Here is a 14,711-nt window from a genome sequence, read left to right as displayed (position 1 = left end):
CAGCGCCGGCAACTCTAGCGCCCCATCGCCTGATAGATCAGCGCCTTCAGTTCGAGCTGGATCCGGCCGCGTTGCGACGGCGTCTGCACCATGAAGATTCCGAACAGATCATCCTTCGGATCGATGAAGAAGAACGTGCCGCCGACGCCATCCCAGCGATACTCGCCTGTTGGCCACGACGTGTTCGGCGGCACCGAAGTGCGGACCGCGAAGCCGAGGCCAAAGCCGGAATTTGGTCCGGGATAGTAGTTCTTGTCGCGCGCGACGCCGGTCTCGGGACCGATATGATCCGACGCCATGAGCGCGATGGTTTCCGGCTTCAGATAGCGGCGGCCCTCATAGGTGCCGCCGTTGAGCAGCATCTGCGCGAAGCGCGCATAGTCGCCGATGGTGCCGACCATTCCGCCCCCGCCCGATTCCCATTTCAGCGGCCGCCGCGGATCGCGGACCTGCGTGGCCGGGCTGATCGCGCGGTCCTTCGGCATTGGCTCCGCAATGCGCGGCCATTTGGACCGATCGGCGACATAGAACGCGGTATCTTTCATCCCGAGCGGGTCGAGCAGTTGCTCCTTCTCGAACTGCAGCAGGGATTTCCCCGATATCATCTCGACAATCCGGCCGAGCACATCGGTGGAATGGCCATAGTCCCATAAAGTGCCCGGCTGCTCGGCGAGCGGCAGCGTGGATATCTTGGCCACGAATTCGGCATTCGTGAGTTCGCCGCTGAAGAGACGAGCGTCGGCGTACAGTTGGTTCACCGCGCCCCCGCTGGAATAGCCATAAGGCAGCCCGGCGGTATGGCGGAGCAGATCCTCGATCGTGACGGGTCGCTTGAGTGGCTCCAGCGCCAACGTCACCTTGCCGTCGTCGCCGCGCTTCTCCACGCCGACCTTCATGTCGGCAAAAGCCGGAATGTACTTCGAGACAGGATCGTTCAGAGCGAGCTTGCCCTCCTCGACCAGCATCATCGCGGCGACCGAGGTGATCGGCTTTGACATCGAGTAGAGGCGGAAGATCGTGTCCGCGCTCATCGAGAACTGGGTCGCGACGTCGCACACGCCGAAAATCTCGTAATAGACCGGCTTGCCGTGCTGTTGCAGCAAGAGAATCGCGCCGGGAATGCTGCCGGCCGCGATCTCGCTCCGGATGTAGGCGGAGACTTTTTCGAGCCCTTCCGGCGAGAATGTGCGCGCGGCGCGCTCCCCGGAGCCCGCTTTGGCGCCAACCACGCCGAGCAGGAGGACGAACGCCGTGACGAATGCGCGGCGCCCGCTCCGGTCAATTCTCCATCGCTTCATAGATCAACTGCTTCAGCGTCCGCTGGACCCGCTGACGCTCGCTCGGCGTCTGTTCCAGGAGGATGAAGAACATGTCCTGCTTGCGGTCGATCACCAAATAGCAGCCGCTGGCGCCATCCCATTTCAATTCGCCGAGATCGCCCGGCGGCGGCGGCTTCGCATTGCCCGGATCGGTGCGCACGGCAAACCCGAGTCCGAAGCCGAAACCGTCACCCGGGAAGTAGAAATAGTCGCGGTCGACCCCCGAGTTCGGTCCGACATGGTCGGTCGTCATCAGCTTGAACGTCTCGGGCGTCAGATAGGTCTTGCCCTCGAACGAGCCGCCATTGAGCAGCATCTGCGCAAAGCGCGAGAAGTCGTTCATGGTCGAAACCATGCCGCCGCTGGCGGATTCCCACTTCTGGCGAACCTCGGTCCTGTATTGGCGGCCGACACGAAAATCACTGTCATTCGGCACCGGCTGAGCGAGCCGTTGCAGTCTCTCCGGTTCGGTGACGAAGAAGCCTGTGTCGGTCATGCCGAGCGGATCGAGCAGCTTTTCCCGTTCGATCTCGAGCAATGATTTTCCGGATACGATCTCCATGATCCGCGCCAGAATGTCGGTGGAATGCCCGTATTGCCAGAGCGCGCCCGGCTGGTTGTGCAGCGGCAGCTTGGCGATACGCTCGGCGAACTCGGCGAGATCGAATTCGCCGGCGTAGATATTAGCGTCCTTGTAGGCCTTGCGCACCAGACTGTCGCCGTAGAAGCCGTAGGTGATGCCGGAGGTCTGACGCATCAGGTCGAGAATGGTGATTGGCCGGGTCAGCGGCACCAGTTCGAGTGTCTTGGTGCCGTCCTCGGCTTTCTTCTCCACGCCGACCTTCACGTTTGCGAAGGAGGGAATGTACTTTGAGACGGGATCGTCGAGCTTGATCTTGCCGTCCTGGATCAGTTGCATCGCCACGACAGAGGTGATCACCTTGGTCAGCGAAGACAGGCGAAAGATGGTGTTATCCGTGATTGGCGCCTTGGACGCCACGTCCTGCACGCCGAAAGTTTCGTGATAGACCGGCTTGCCATGCTGCTGGATCAGGACGTCGGCGCCGGCGATTTTCCCGGTCGCCACCTCATTCTTGAAGAATTCGGTGATCTTCGCGAGCTTCTGCTGGTTGAAATGGGCGCCGGCCGGAATCTCGTAGGTGCCCTCGGCGCGCGCCGACGGCGCCGCCAGCAATACCGCGCCGACCGCAATGGCGCGCGACAATTGAGATAAATTCATCAAACCTCTCCCGGAAAACAGGGCGGGAGTGTAGCGGCCACGTCATTCCGCACAAGGGCTGCCAAAGTCGCCCAGAGCCGACTGATGCAATTCGCCGCTGGCCGGCGAGAAGCAGCAGAAGATGACGCGCCTCACGCCAGGCGCCCGGGCAAGTGCGTCGACCACCGCCTTGACGGCAATTTTGGCAGCCCGGTCGGCCGGAAACCGATAGACGCCGGTCGAGATGGCCGGAAATGCAATTGAGGCAAGATTGTTGCCGGTGCAAAGCTCGAGGCTGCGGCGATAGCAGGACGCAAGCAGCTCGTCCTCGCCGCGGTCGCCACCGTACCAGACCGGTCCGACGGCATGGATTACGTGTCCCGCCGGAAGCCGGTATCCCCTCGTGATCTTGGCGTCGCCGGTCTGACAACCGCCAAGGGCCCGACACTCGGCCAAGAGCTCCGGTCCGGACGCCTCATGGATCGCGCCATCGACGCCGCCTCCACCCAGGAGCGACGAATTCGCGGCGTTGACGATCGCGTCAACGCGCATGGTCGTGATGTCGGCAACGATGGCTTCAAGCCGCGCCTTTCCGAGCTGGCGCGCCGTCAAGATCAGACCGCCGCGTCGACCGGGATGCCCTTGTCGGAAAACAGCTGCTGCAATTCGCCGGCCTGGAACATCTCACGGATGATGTCGCAACCGCCGACAAACTCGCCCTTCACGTAAAGTTGCGGAATGGTCGGCCAGTTCGAATAGACCTTGATGCCGTTGCGCAGTTCGGCCGATTCGAGAACGTTGAGGCCCTTATAGCCGACACCGATGTGATCGAGGATCTGGACGACCTGACCAGAAAAGCCACACTGCGGAAACTGCGGCGTGCCCTTCATGAACAGCACGACGTCGTTCGACTTCACTTCGTTGTCGATGAATTGCTCAATGCTCATATTCTCTTCCTCGTGGGCGGTGCTACCAAGGCTTACGGGCCGGACCGCCCCGTTTAACCCGTGACGCCACATATATGTAGCCGAAACCATTGTGCATCCAAAGCAAAATGGCGGAAATCTGGCATGCGGCGGATGCTGGACAGCGGCCTCGGCCAGCCGGACCGGTTACCCATTTACGGCGCCAGGATCCGCTCCCGAGAGGGCTTTTTTCCTGAAAGGGAACTCCTATCTAGGACGAACCCTCTGCCGGGAACCAGTCCGCTGAAGCAACGTTTCCTTGAAGAACCGGAGATGATCGTGACGACACCACCATCTGCCGCGGCTGCCCTTTCCGCCGCCTCCCCGTCACTGCTTTCCGAGTCCGGCTCCCTGGCCCAGCGGCTGGTTGACGCCTATCTCGCCGTCCGCGGCGAGACCGAGCGGCGCACCGCGCCGTTGTCGCCCGAAGACCAGTTGATTCAGTCGATGCCCGATGCGAGCCCCGCCAAATGGCATCGCGCCCACACCACCTGGTTCTTCGAGCAGTTTCTGCTTGGCGAGCATGTCGACGGCTATAAGCCATTTCATCCCGACTACGCCTATCTCTTCAATTCCTATTACGTCAGCGCCGGCCCGCGGCACGCCCGCCACCAGCGCGGCCATCTGACCCGACCAGGCGCCGATGAAGTGACCGCCTATCGCCGACACGTCGACACAAAGGTCGTCAAGTTTTTCGAGACAGCCGGAGAGGCAAAGCTTCGTCAACTTGTGCCGCTGATCGAGGTCGGCCTCAATCACGAGCAGCAGCATCAGGAGCTGATGTTCACCGATATCCTGCATGCGTTCGCGCAGAATCCAATCCCGCCTGCCTACGATCCTGCCTGGCGTTTCCCGGCCTCGAAGCGCGGACCTGCGGAATGGCTCACGCTGAACGAAGGCATCCACACCGTGGGTCATGCTGACGACGGCTTCCATTTCGACAATGAGAGGCCCGCGCACCGCGCCCTTGTCGGCCCGGTCAAGCTTGCCCGGAATCTCGTCACCAACGCCGAGTGGTCCGCCTTCATGACGGACGGCGGCTATTCGACCGCAACGCTGTGGCTGATGGATGGCTTCGCCACTGTGAGCAACGAGGGCTGGCAGGCACCCGGCCATTGGCGCGAGATCGACGGCGAGTGGATGATGATGACGCTCGGTGGCCTGCAGCCGATCGATCCGGCGGCGCCGGTCTGTCATGTCAGCTACTACGAAGCGGACGCCTTCGCCCGCTGGGCCGGCAAGCACCTGCCGACCGAAATGGAATGGGAGGTCGCCGCCCGCGCGGGCCAGCTCAACGACGCCTACGGCATTGTCTGGCAATGGACCCGCAGCTCCTATTCGCCCTATCCCGGCTATCGCGCGATCGAAGGCGCGCTCGGCGAATACAACGGCAAGTTCATGGTCAACCAGTTCGTGCTGCGCGGCTCGTCGCTGGCGACGCCGGCAGGTCACAGCCGCGTTACCTACCGCAACTTCTTCTACCCGCACCATCGCTGGCAATTCACGGGGTTACGCCTCGCAGACTACGCCTGACCGATCCCTGTTGACATCTATAGCGCGCCGGTAAGCGCGTTCAGGAGAGTACCATGAATGTGCATGCCGCCGCTTTGGCCAAAGCATATCCATTCGACGAAGCAACCTCGATCTTCGCCGACGACGTGATCGGCGATCTCGCCCGCCACCCGAAACGGCTGTCGCCGAAATATTTCTACGATGCCGCGGGCTCCGAGCTGTTCGAGCAGATCACGGTGCTGCCGGAATATTACCCAACGCGCACCGAGCTCGGCATCCTGCGCGACCGCGGCGGCGAGATCGCCTCAATCATCCCTGACGGCGCGGCGCTGGTCGAGTTCGGCGCAGGCGCCACCACCAAGGTGCGCTTGTTGCTCGAGCATTGCGACTTCGGCGCCTATGTCCCGGTCGACATATCGGGCGATTTCCTCAACGCGCAGGCGGCCGCTCTGCGCAAGGATTTCCCCGCGCTCGGCATCTATCCCGTCGCGGCCGACTTCACCACACCGTTTGCCCTTCCGGAGGCCGTGGCCAGCATGCCGAAAGTCGGATTCTTTCCCGGTTCGACGCTCGGCAATTTCGAGCCCCAGGAGGCGGGTGCGTTTCTGCGCAGCGCCCGCAGGATCCTCGGCCGCGGTGCGCAGATGATCATCGGTGTCGATCTCGAGAAGGACGAGCGCGTTCTCTACGACGCCTATAACGATGCGGCTGGAGTCACCGCGCGCTTCAATCTCAACGTGCTCGTTCGCATCAACCGCGAGCTCGGCGGCAATTTCGATCTGTCCGCCTTCAAGCACCGCTCGATCTACAATCGCGATCGCCACCGCGTCGAGATGCACCTGATCAGCCGCAAAGCCCAGACCGTGCGCATCCTCGACAACACATTCTCGTTCCGCCCCGGCGAGAGCATCCATACCGAGAACAGCTACAAATACAGCCTCGAGCGCTTCACCACGCTCGCCCGCAGCGCAGGCTGGGCCGTGCGCGAATCCTGGACCGATGCGGCACGGATGTTTTCCGTGCACGCGCTGGCGGCGTCCGGCTGATGATCCGGACTATTCTTCCGCCGGCGAGCGCAGCGAGATCGATTCCCACGCCGCGACCACGATCATGATCGCGCTGGTGAGAATCGAGAGCATGAGCGGCGACATATCGTGCGCGAAGTAAGCTGCCACCGCCAGCGCGATGATGCCGACGCCATGCGAGAGCTGCAGGAAGTTGCGGATCGCGTACTTGAACAGGATCGTTCCGATCAGGAACAGCAACGGACCGCCAACCGCGCTCACAATTATCTTGATATCGGAATGGCCAGTCGGGTGCTTGAGGACCAGTTCGTCGGCAACAGCGGTCAGGATGATGCCACCCACGATCGGCATGTGGAGATAGGTGTAGGCCAGCCGCGCCACGCGCCCTGACTCGGCCGATCTCGAGATCATTTCCGCGCCGGCCTCGGCGCCCTTGTGGAAATAAATCCACCACATCGCGATGCTGGCGGCCAACGCCGACACAAAAGCGGCCACGTTCTCGCCTGTCCAGGTCAGTTCGGCAAAAGTCGCGCCGTCCACGACAATGGCTTCACCGAGCGCGATGATGACGAACAAGGAGCAACGCTCGGCCATATGGCCGCCCTCGACGGACCAGGCTTCAATCGAGGAAAACCCGAGCTTCGGCGTCCAGAACCGCGCTGCCGGCGCGACATATTCGATCGTCAGCGCCACGACCCACAGCCACAGCCGCGTTTCCCCTTCGGCGAAGCCGCCCAAAATCCAGAACACTGCCGAGCTGGACAACCACGTCAGGATCCGGATTGCGTTGTGGCGCACAGCCGTTCGGTGAGCCGGCGTTGCCAAAAGCCAGAACAGGGTGCGGCCGACCTGCATGGCCGCGTAGGCGATGGCAAACCACAGCCCGCGTCCCTCGAAAGCGGTCGGGATCGACGTCGACAGCACGAGCCCGCCCAGCATGAGCAGGAACAGCAGGATGCGGACCGGAGTCAGTTCCGGGTTGAGCCAGTTGGTGACCCAGGTCGTATAGACCCACACCCACCAGACCGCGAGAAACAGCAGCGTGACCTGCACCGCACCGAGTGGGGTGAAATCGTGGAGCAGCGTGTGTGAAAGCTGTGTAACCCCAAAGACGAAGACAAGATCGAAGAACAGCTCGGCATTGGTGACACGGCTGTGCTGGTTCGGCACGATGACGCGAAACATCGCGCCGTGCGGATTGTCCACCATCAATGCGGCCCCTGCGCCCCGCCGGCCTCCGTCTAGCCCCCCGGCACGCCGGTCTGCAGGGCCAAAGCGTGCAGGAGGCCGCCCATCTGTCCCTTGAGCGATTGGTAGACGATCTGGTGCTGCTGCACGCGAGACTTGCCGCGGAAAGACTCCGAGATCACGGTCGCCGCGTAGTGGTCGCCGTCGCCGGCCAGATCGCGGATCGTCACCTCGGCGTCCGGAATAGCCGCCTTGATCATCGATTCGATATCACGGGCGTCCATCGGCATCCCAGTATACCTCCATCAGGTCATCGACTCGAGGCCGACTCGCGCGGCCGCGACGCTAAAATAGCGGCTGCGCTCTTCTAGGCCATCCCGCGACATACTATATTCCCATTCCGGTCGATTGAAACCTGCATCGAACGGTCACAGGCGCGTCAACCGAATGACCAAAAAGGGCATAGAATCATGAAGCAACCCGGCCCGGACCACCCGATGACGATCACGCCCAACCCCAAGCGCGTACGCGTCACCGCCGACGGCGTCGTGATCGCCGAAACCACCCGCGCGCTGACCTTGAAGGAGGCGAAATATCCGCCGGTGCAATATGTCCCGCGCGAGGACGCCAACATGGCGCTGCTCGACCGCACCGAGCGAACCACACACTGTCCCTATAAGGGGGACGCGAACTATTTCAGCGTCAAGGCGAATGGCAAGACGTTGGACAACGCGATTTGGACCTACGAGACGCCCTTCCCGGCCATGGCCGAACTGACCGGCCACCTCGCCTTCTATCCGGACAAGGTGAAGATCGAGGAAGTGGGGTAGTCGAAGGTCAAGCCCGCGCGACGCGTCGGTTGTGGCGCGCGCTTGCGCACCTGAACGTCAGGACCCCACCGTGCGCAATGGGATTGTGCTGACGCCCCGGAATGACGATACTTGGTCGCTATGCTCTGAATAACGTGAGCCCGAGGATCAGGAGCACCAGGAAGATCACGACGAAGACGTAGAACAGAAAGCGCGCGATGTCGGCGGACGCCGCCGATATCCCCGTGAAGCCAAGCAAGCCCGCGATGATCGAGACAACAAGGAAGATCAGCGCCCATTTCAGAATCGTCATTACTTGCTCCTCAGTGCCGCGCCAAAGCGCCGCCGCCCGCCACGCCTCGATAACATTCGGGCATGGTGCCAGTTCCAAGGCGCTACAGCGGACGCGCGAGCCTGAGGGCCAGAAAAACTCCAAGGCTGCGACAAGGACATACCGATTGGGTCTTTGCTGAATCAGGTTCCGGGTGCAACATCAGGGCCAACCGCCCTGCCGGGGGTAACCAATGTCATCGATTTCTCACACCGTCGCGGCCCCAGACGCTCATGCAGCGCCGAGGGTCAAGGCACGCAATGCTGCGCTCGACCGTGCGCGCACGTTCCTGACTCTGATTGTGCTGCTGCACCACGCCGTAATCCCCTACACCTATTTCGGGCATACCGATCCGACGTCATGGATCGGCTTTGACATGATCGTGCTCGCCACCGACAGCTTCTTCATGGCGATGTTCTTCTTCCTGTCGGGACTGTTCGCGTGGTCGGGCATTGCGCGGAAGGGACCTCTGAACTATCTGCGCGATCGCTTCATTCGGCTTGGCATTCCATTCGTGATCTGCGCGCTCACGATCATTCCGATCGCCTATTACGCAATCTCGCTGCGCCAAGATCAAGATCTGAGCTTTGCCGAGTTCTGGTGGAAAACCGTCACGGTTGGGCCCTGGCCGAGCGGGCCGATCTGGTTTCTTTGGGTCTTGCTCGGCTTCGACATCGTCGCATGCCTGCTTTATCGGCTGAAGCCCGACCTCCTCGATGCGATCAATCGTCTGTCGCTGCATGGTCACGACCGACCGGCCCAATTCTTTGCGGTGATGTTTGCTGTCACCGCCGCGTTCTACATTCCCGGCCGGATTCACTTCGGAGCGGCCAGCTGGTTCGAATTCGGGCCGTTCTCGGTCCAGCACGGCCGCGTGCTGCTCTACGCCAGCTATTTCTTTTTCGGCGCCGGCATTGGCGCCAGGAGTTTGGATCGCGGACTGTTGGCGGTGGACGGCCAGCTGGCAAAGAATGGCCTGGGTTGGCTGATCCTGGCTGTCATTCCGTACTGCCTGATGTGGGTGCTGATCTACATCAAGCGTGAAATACTTGGGAATCCGCCGCACCTGCCGGACTGGTACGAAGGACTTTACGGCTTCTGCTTCGCTCTCTTCAGCATGGCCATCATGTTTCTGATCCTGGCGTACTTCCTGAGATTCAGGCAGTCAGGCTGGAGCCCGCTCGATCCGATGCAGGCGGATGCCTATGGCATGTTCCTGGTGCACTATCCGATCGTGCTGTGGCTGCAATACTGGCTGTTTGACGACGACCTGCCCGCGATCGCCAAGGCGATGATCGCGTTCGTGCCGACGGTGCTGTTGAGCTGGGCCGCGACGGCGGCATTGCGCAAAATTCCGGGGGCGACGCGGGTGCTGTAGCACACCGTCATGACGAGCCGGCGGATCGCGCGAATGCGCGGCCGGCTGCGGCAGCCGCTACACGCTTTTCCGGATCATGTTTTGTTTTAGATCCCGTCGTGACCGCGCAATTCAGGCCGCCTTGCCGCTCATATAGGCCGGCAGCCAGGCTTCGAACGCCGCCTCGAGCGTTGTGACCGAAACCGGCTCCTCACCCGCGAGCGCGATTGCGTTACCGCCCGTGGTGCCGATGCGGGTGCAGGGCACGCCCGCGCCCTTCATCTTGGCGAGCACGAGGCCGGCTTCCGCCGCCGGCACCGTGACGATGTAGCGGGCCTGGTCCTCGCCGAACCAGTAGGCATGCGGCACGATCGAGCTTGGGGCCGCGAGAAGCTGCGCGCCGATGCCGCCCGCGATTGCCATCTCGGCAAGTGCAATCAAAAGGCCGCCGTCGGAGACGTCGTGCACTGCGGTCGCTGTGCCGGCGTGGATCATGCCGCGGACGACGTCGCCATTGCGCTTCTCGGCTGCGAGATCGACCGGCGGCGGCGCGCCCTCCTCGCGGCCGCAGACGTCGCGCAGGTAAACCGACTGACCGAGCCAGCCATGGGTGTCGCCGACCAGCAGGATCGCCTCGCCCGCGGCCTTGAAAGCCAGCGTCGCCGACCTGGTGAAATCGTCGAGCACGCCGACGCCGCCGATCGACGGTGTCGGCAGGATGCCGCGACCGTTGGTTTCGTTGTAGAGCGAGACGTTGCCGGAGACGACCGGGAAATCCAGCGCGCGGCAGGCTTCCGAAATGCCCTTCAGGCAGCCGACGAACTGGCCCATGATCTCCGGTCTTTCCGGATTGCCGAAGTTGAGATTGTCGGTGATCGCGAGCGGCCGGCCGCCGACCGCGGTGATGTTGCGCCATGCCTCCACTACCGCCTGCTTGCCGCCCTCGAACGGATCGGCCTCGCAATAGCGCGGCGTGACGTCAACGGTGAGCGCAAGTCCCTTCGGGCCATCCTGCACGCGGACCACGGCGGCATCGCCTCCGGGGCGCTGCACGGTATTGCCGAGGATGACGTGGTCGTATTGCTCCCAGACCCAGCGCTTGGAGCAAAGCTCGGGCGTGCCGATCAGCTTCTCCAGCGCCTGCGAAACGCCGATCGGCGCCGTGACGTCGCGCGCGTGGATCACGGGCTGCCCGTTGGATGCGACATGCGGACGGTCATAGACCGGTGCCTCGTCGCCGAGCTCCTTGATTGGCAGATCGGCCATCACGTCGCCGCCATGCTTGACCACGAAACGCATGGTCGGCGTCGTGTAGCCCACGATCGCGAAATCGAGCCCCCATTTGCGGAAGATCGCCTCGGCCTGCTTTTCCTTCTCGGGCTTGAGCACCATGAGCATGCGCTCCTGGCTCTCCGAGAGCATCATCTCGTAGGCGCTCATGCCGGTCTCGCGGGTCGGCACTGCGTTGAGGTCGAGCTCGATGCCGAGATCGCCCTTGGCGCCCATCTCGACCGCCGAGCAGGTCAGCCCCGCCGCGCCCATGTCCTGGATCGCGATCACGCAATCAGCTTCCATGATCTCGAGGCAGGCTTCGAGCAGCAGCTTCTCGGCGAAGGGATCGCCGACCTGCACGGTCGGGCGCTTCTCCTCCGAGGCATCGTCGAACTCGGCCGAGGCCATCGAGGCGCCGTGGATGCCGTCGCGGCCGGTCTTGGAGCCGAGATAGACGATCGGCATGTTCACGCCGGAGGCCGCCGCATAGAAAATCTTGTCGGCGTCGGCGAGGCCAACCGCCATCGCATTGACCAGGATGTTGCCGTCATAGCGGGTGTGGAAACGGACCTGTCCGCCGACTGTCGGCACGCCGAACGAATTGCCATAGCCGCCCACGCCCGCGACCACGCCGGAGACGAGATGGCGGGTCTTGGGATGCTCGGGTGCGCCAAAACTCAATGCATTGAGGCAGGCGATCGGCCGCGCACCCATGGTGAAGACGTCGCGCAGGATGCCGCCGACGCCGGTGGTCGCGCCCTGATAGGGTTCGATGTAGCTCGGGTGATTGTGGCTCTCCATCTTGAACACCACCGCCTGCCCGTCGCCGATATCGATGACGCCGGCGTTTTCTCCCGGGCCCTGGATCACCCAGGGCGCCTTGGTCGGCAGTCCGCGCAGATGGATGCGGGAGGACTTGTACGAGCAATGCTCGTTCCACATCGCCGAGAAGATCCCGAGCTCCGTGAAGGTCGGCACCCGTCCGATCAGCTTGAGGATGCGCTCATACTCGTCCGGCTTCAGCCCGTGGGCGGCGACGAGTTCGGGAGTGATCTGGGGCTCGTTCATGGGTCCCTTATTAGGTAGATCGAACGGGGGCGAAAAGGCCTTTTAGGGCGGTATTTTATGCTGTCCAGAGCTTTGCGGCGGCAGGCATGGGGCAACAGGATTTGCACTGCGCGCATGGATCGGATTTAAGAACCGAAACCCCGGATTGAAGGCCCCCCATTTCGTGAACGACCTTTCCAAAACTGCATTCAACCGCCGCCCTGACCTTCATGTTGAAACCGAGGGCGAATTCGCCGGCTGGCGCACCTGGAGCCGCGACAATTTCGAGACCCATGCCGGGCCGTTCTATCACCAGATGGACGAGAACGGCCGGATCACCTGTGCGTTCCGGGTCGGCAAGAAGCACCTCAACGGCTCCGGCAACGTCCATGGCGGCTGCTTCATGACGTTTGCGGACTATTGCCTGTTCGCGATCGCCGCGCCCGAGATGCAGGGCCCCGGCGTCACGGTGGGATTCTCCTGCGAATTCCTCGACGCGGCCCGCGAGGGCGAGCTGGTGGAATGCGACGGCGAGGTGACGCGCGGCGGCGGCTCGCTGATCTTCCTGCGCGGCACGCTGCGCTCGGGCGCTCGCATGCTGTTCACCTTCTCCGGCACCATCAAGCGGGTGAAACGGAAGGGCCCGGCGGAGACAGGAGCGTAAGGCGGCCGGCCTCATTCGTTGCGGGTCGCGAAGACGGTGTTCAGGCTGATACGCCCTACTTCTGATCGTCCGCGAGCAGCTTCTTGTATTTCTCGACGTCGCGGGTCACGAGCTGCTGCAGCACTTCGGGCGTCATCTCGCCTGCGTCGGGCGCAACCGTCGACAGGTCGACGAAGCGCTTCTTCACGACGTCGCTTGCAACCGAGCTGCGCGCAGCCGCATTCAGCTTCGCGATGGTCTCGGGCGGCGTACCCTTGGGCGCGAACAGCCCGTTCCAGCCCTGCGCCTCGAAATCGGGAAGGCCTGCCTCCGCCGAGGTCGGCAAATCGGGCAGTGTCGACAGCCGCACCGTCGAGCCGACCACAATCCCCTTCACGAGTTTGTCGCTCACCGCCTGAGACACCGAGGCTGCGGCATCGCAGACGCCGTCGATCTGACCGCCGATCGCGTCGGTGAGCGCGGGTGCCGCGCCACGATAGCCGACCAGCGTTACGTCGACGCCCGCGGCATGAACGAAGCTCTTGCAGATCAGGTAATTCGAGGAGCCGACGCCGGCATGGCCGAGATTGACCTTGCCGGGATTCTTCTTTGCATAGTCGATGAATTCCTTGAGGTCCTTGGCCGGAAAATCCTTGCGCAAGGCAACGATACCGAAGGTCTTGGCGACCATCGCGATCGGCGCGAACGAGTCGGGCGTGAACGGCAGCTTCGGGTAGATCGTGTAGGCGGCCGCGCTGGTGCCGGCATTGCCGATCGCGATCGTGTAACCGTCAGGCTCGGCGCGCGCGGCACGCGTCAGCGCGGTCGAACCGCCAGCGCCCGCCACATTCTCGATCACGATCGGCTGGCCGAGCGCCGGGCTCATCTGGTCGGCGACCGCCCGCGCGATCACGTCTGACGTGCCGCCCGCCGCGAACGGCACGATCATGGTGATCGGACGCTTCGGAAAATCCTGGGCGTGGGCAACAGACGCGAGCGACAGGGCCGCAAGCGCGGCCAACAGCCTCGCAACAATCGTGATCACGCCGCTTTTTCCAGGTGCTGCGCGAGTCCTGCAAACAGGCCGCGACCGTCGGTGCAGCCCATGATCTCTTCGACGTGGTTTTCCGGGTGCGGCATCATGCCGAGCACATTGCCGCGCTCGTTGACGATGCCGGCGATCGAATTGGCGGCGCCGTTGACGTTGGAGGCCTCGTCGACCACGCCCTCCGGCGAGCAGTAGCGATAGAGCACGCGTCCCTCGCCTTCGAGCCGCTTCAGCGTCTCGTCATCGGCCTCGTAATTGCCCTCGCCATGCGCGACCGGCACGCGGATTACCTGACCGGCGTTGTAGCCGCGGGTGAACGGCGTATCCGATCGTTCGACGCGCATATGCACGTCCCGGCAGACGAATTTCAGCCGGGCATTTCGCATCAGCACCCCCGGCAAAAGACCGGACTCGCAGAGGATCTGAAAGCCGTTGCAGACGCCGAGCACGAGGCCGCCTTTCGCCGCGAAGTCGCGCACCGCATCCATCACCGGCGCCCGCGCCGCGATCGCGCCGCAGCGCAGATAGTCGCCGTAGGAGAAGCCGCCGGGGACAACCACGAGATCGGTACCCTCAGGCAGCGAGGTCTCGGCGTGCCAGACCATTGCAGCGTCCTTGCCCGAAGCGAGCCTGAGCGCGCGCGCCATGTCGCGCTCGCGGTTGATGCCGGGAAAGACGAGGACGGCTGATTTCATGGATGGCGGCCTAGAGGAGTTCGACCCGGTAGTTTTCGATCACGGTATTGGCGAGCAGCTTGTCTGCCGCCGCCTTGAGCGCGGCCTCGGCCTTGGCCTTGTCGGCGCCGGCCATCTCGATGTCGAACACCTTGCCTTGGCGGACGCTGGCGACGCCATCGACACCGAGCGATTTCAGCGCTCCCTCGATTGCCTTGCCCTGCGGATCGAGAATGCCCGATTTCAAGGTAACGGTCACACGTGCCTTCACAATTGCTCTCCTAAAGCTTGAGTATGATCTG

At 62.9% G+C, this 14,711-nt stretch carries 16 protein-coding genes; 5 read left to right on the top strand and 11 right to left on the bottom strand.

Annotated features, from left to right (window positions below; translation table 11 throughout):
• Nucleotides 1-14: 14 nt before the first annotated feature.
• From JQ553_RS24515 to grxD, 4 genes are read right to left on the bottom strand one after another with little or no spacing between them, the layout of a single operon-like run.
• The gene (locus JQ553_RS24515) at nt 15-1,298 is read right to left on the bottom strand and encodes a serine hydrolase (RefSeq protein WP_212502593.1); all 1,284 of its coding nucleotides are present in this window, start codon (nt 1,296-1,298) and stop codon (nt 15-17) included.
• A complete protein-coding gene (locus JQ553_RS24510; protein ID WP_212502592.1) occupies nt 1,279-2,559 on the bottom strand; it encodes a serine hydrolase in 1,281 nt (426 codons plus the stop codon). Before JQ553_RS24510 ends, JQ553_RS24515 begins: the two co-directional genes overlap by 20 nt.
• Before the next feature lie 42 nt (nt 2,560-2,601).
• Entirely contained in the window at nt 2,602-3,150 is a 549-nt protein-coding gene (locus JQ553_RS24505; protein ID WP_212502591.1) for an O-acetyl-ADP-ribose deacetylase, read from the bottom strand.
• A gap of 2 nt (nt 3,151-3,152) precedes the next feature.
• On the bottom strand, nt 3,153-3,485 hold the full coding sequence (gene grxD / locus JQ553_RS24500; protein ID WP_066500002.1) for a Grx4 family monothiol glutaredoxin: 333 nt from the start codon (nt 3,483-3,485) through the stop codon (nt 3,153-3,155).
• Between the two features lie 291 nt (nt 3,486-3,776).
• Between grxD and egtB the strand changes: the two genes are divergently transcribed.
• Together egtB and egtD are read left to right on the top strand one after the other, a co-directional pair.
• Complete coding sequence (egtB, locus tag JQ553_RS24495) at nt 3,777-5,036, top strand: ergothioneine biosynthesis protein EgtB (protein WP_212502590.1); 1,260 nt, start codon at nt 3,777-3,779, stop codon at nt 5,034-5,036.
• Nucleotides 5,037-5,089: 53 nt separating this feature from the next.
• Nucleotides 5,090-6,061, top strand: coding sequence for an L-histidine N(alpha)-methyltransferase (gene egtD / locus JQ553_RS24490; RefSeq protein ID WP_212502589.1), 972 nt, complete (start codon nt 5,090-5,092; stop codon nt 6,059-6,061).
• A 9-nt stretch (nt 6,062-6,070) separates the two neighbouring features.
• On the opposite strand, the gene JQ553_RS24485 is transcribed toward egtD, so the two are convergent.
• Together JQ553_RS24485 and JQ553_RS24480 are read right to left on the bottom strand one after the other, a co-directional pair.
• The gene (locus JQ553_RS24485; RefSeq protein WP_212502588.1) at nt 6,071-7,252 is read right to left on the bottom strand and encodes a low temperature requirement protein A; all 1,182 of its coding nucleotides are present in this window, start codon (nt 7,250-7,252) and stop codon (nt 6,071-6,073) included.
• A gap of 29 nt (nt 7,253-7,281) precedes the next feature.
• Entirely contained in the window at nt 7,282-7,518 is a 237-nt protein-coding gene (locus JQ553_RS24480; RefSeq protein WP_212502587.1) for a BolA family protein, read from the bottom strand.
• A 180-nt stretch (nt 7,519-7,698) separates the two neighbouring features.
• Between JQ553_RS24480 and JQ553_RS24475 the strand changes: the two genes are divergently transcribed.
• Nucleotides 7,699-8,058: a DUF427 domain-containing protein gene (locus tag JQ553_RS24475; protein WP_212502586.1), complete on the top strand. Its 360-nt coding sequence runs from the start codon at nt 7,699-7,701 to the stop codon at nt 8,056-8,058.
• Between the two features lie 118 nt (nt 8,059-8,176).
• Here JQ553_RS24475 and JQ553_RS24470 read toward each other — a convergent pair whose 3' ends face one another.
• Nucleotides 8,177-8,350, bottom strand: a complete 174-nt coding sequence (locus JQ553_RS24470) for a DUF1328 domain-containing protein (protein ID WP_212502585.1) — start codon at nt 8,348-8,350, stop codon at nt 8,177-8,179.
• 211 nt (nt 8,351-8,561) lie between these two features.
• On the opposite strand from JQ553_RS24470, the gene JQ553_RS24465 reads away from it, so the two are divergent.
• Nucleotides 8,562-9,746, top strand: coding sequence for an acyltransferase (locus tag JQ553_RS24465; protein ID WP_212502584.1), 1,185 nt, complete (start codon nt 8,562-8,564; stop codon nt 9,744-9,746).
• A gap of 111 nt (nt 9,747-9,857) precedes the next feature.
• Here the strand turns inward: JQ553_RS24465 and purL are convergent, their stop codons facing one another.
• A complete protein-coding gene (gene purL, locus JQ553_RS24460) occupies nt 9,858-12,065 on the bottom strand; it encodes a phosphoribosylformylglycinamidine synthase subunit PurL (protein ID WP_212502583.1) in 2,208 nt (735 codons plus the stop codon).
• A gap of 163 nt (nt 12,066-12,228) precedes the next feature.
• Here purL and JQ553_RS24455 point away from each other — a divergent pair, with 163 nt between their 5' ends.
• Nucleotides 12,229-12,708, top strand: a complete 480-nt coding sequence (locus tag JQ553_RS24455) for a PaaI family thioesterase (RefSeq protein WP_212502582.1) — start codon at nt 12,229-12,231, stop codon at nt 12,706-12,708.
• Between the two features lie 55 nt (nt 12,709-12,763).
• Here JQ553_RS24455 and JQ553_RS24450 read toward each other — a convergent pair whose 3' ends face one another.
• From JQ553_RS24450 to purS, 3 genes are read right to left on the bottom strand one after another with little or no spacing between them, the layout of a single operon-like run.
• A complete protein-coding gene (locus tag JQ553_RS24450) occupies nt 12,764-13,732 on the bottom strand; it encodes a tripartite tricarboxylate transporter substrate binding protein BugD (protein WP_212502581.1) in 969 nt (322 codons plus the stop codon).
• Entirely contained in the window at nt 13,729-14,430 is a 702-nt protein-coding gene (gene purQ, locus JQ553_RS24445) for a phosphoribosylformylglycinamidine synthase subunit PurQ (protein WP_212502580.1), read from the bottom strand. Before purQ ends, JQ553_RS24450 begins: the two co-directional genes overlap by 4 nt.
• Nucleotides 14,431-14,440: 10 nt before the next feature.
• Nucleotides 14,441-14,680 carry a phosphoribosylformylglycinamidine synthase subunit PurS gene (purS, locus tag JQ553_RS24440; RefSeq protein WP_212502579.1) on the bottom strand — a complete coding sequence of 80 codons (240 nt, stop codon included), beginning with the start codon at nt 14,678-14,680 and terminating at the stop codon, nt 14,441-14,443.
• Nucleotides 14,681-14,711 lie beyond the last annotated feature (31 nt).

This window comes from Bradyrhizobium lablabi (assembly GCF_018131005.1).
GTDB classification, from domain to species: Bacteria; Pseudomonadota; Alphaproteobacteria; order Rhizobiales; family Xanthobacteraceae; genus Bradyrhizobium; species Bradyrhizobium lablabi_D.
Note: the sequence above shows the minus strand (reverse complement) of the source record. Positions and strands in the feature narration are given on the sequence as shown.

Excerpts from the sequence above, each read along its gene's own strand:
- purQ (WP_212502580.1), bottom strand. The coding sequence starts at position 14,430 with ATGAAATCAGCCGTCCTCGTCTTTCCCGGCATCAACCGCGAGCGCGAC.
- JQ553_RS24475 (WP_212502586.1), top strand. The coding sequence starts at position 7,699 with ATGAAGCAACCCGGCCCGGACCACCCGATGACGATCACGCCCAACCCC.
- egtD (WP_212502589.1), top strand. The coding sequence starts at position 5,090 with ATGAATGTGCATGCCGCCGCTTTGGCCAAAGCATATCCATTCGACGAA.
- purL (WP_212502583.1), bottom strand. The coding sequence starts at position 12,065 with ATGAACGAGCCCCAGATCACTCCCGAACTCGTCGCCGCCCACGGGCTG.
- JQ553_RS24480 (WP_212502587.1), bottom strand. The coding sequence starts at position 7,518 with ATGCCGATGGACGCCCGTGATATCGAATCGATGATCAAGGCGGCTATT.
- JQ553_RS24510 (WP_212502592.1), bottom strand. The coding sequence starts at position 2,559 with ATGAATTTATCTCAATTGTCGCGCGCCATTGCGGTCGGCGCGGTATTG.
- JQ553_RS24470 (WP_212502585.1), bottom strand. The coding sequence starts at position 8,350 with ATGACGATTCTGAAATGGGCGCTGATCTTCCTTGTTGTCTCGATCATC.
- grxD (WP_066500002.1), bottom strand. The coding sequence starts at position 3,485 with ATGAGCATTGAGCAATTCATCGACAACGAAGTGAAGTCGAACGACGTC.
- egtB (WP_212502590.1), top strand. The coding sequence starts at position 3,777 with ATGATCGTGACGACACCACCATCTGCCGCGGCTGCCCTTTCCGCCGCC.
- JQ553_RS24515 (WP_212502593.1), bottom strand. The coding sequence starts at position 1,298 with ATGAAGCGATGGAGAATTGACCGGAGCGGGCGCCGCGCATTCGTCACG.
- JQ553_RS24465 (WP_212502584.1), top strand. The coding sequence starts at position 8,562 with ATGTCATCGATTTCTCACACCGTCGCGGCCCCAGACGCTCATGCAGCG.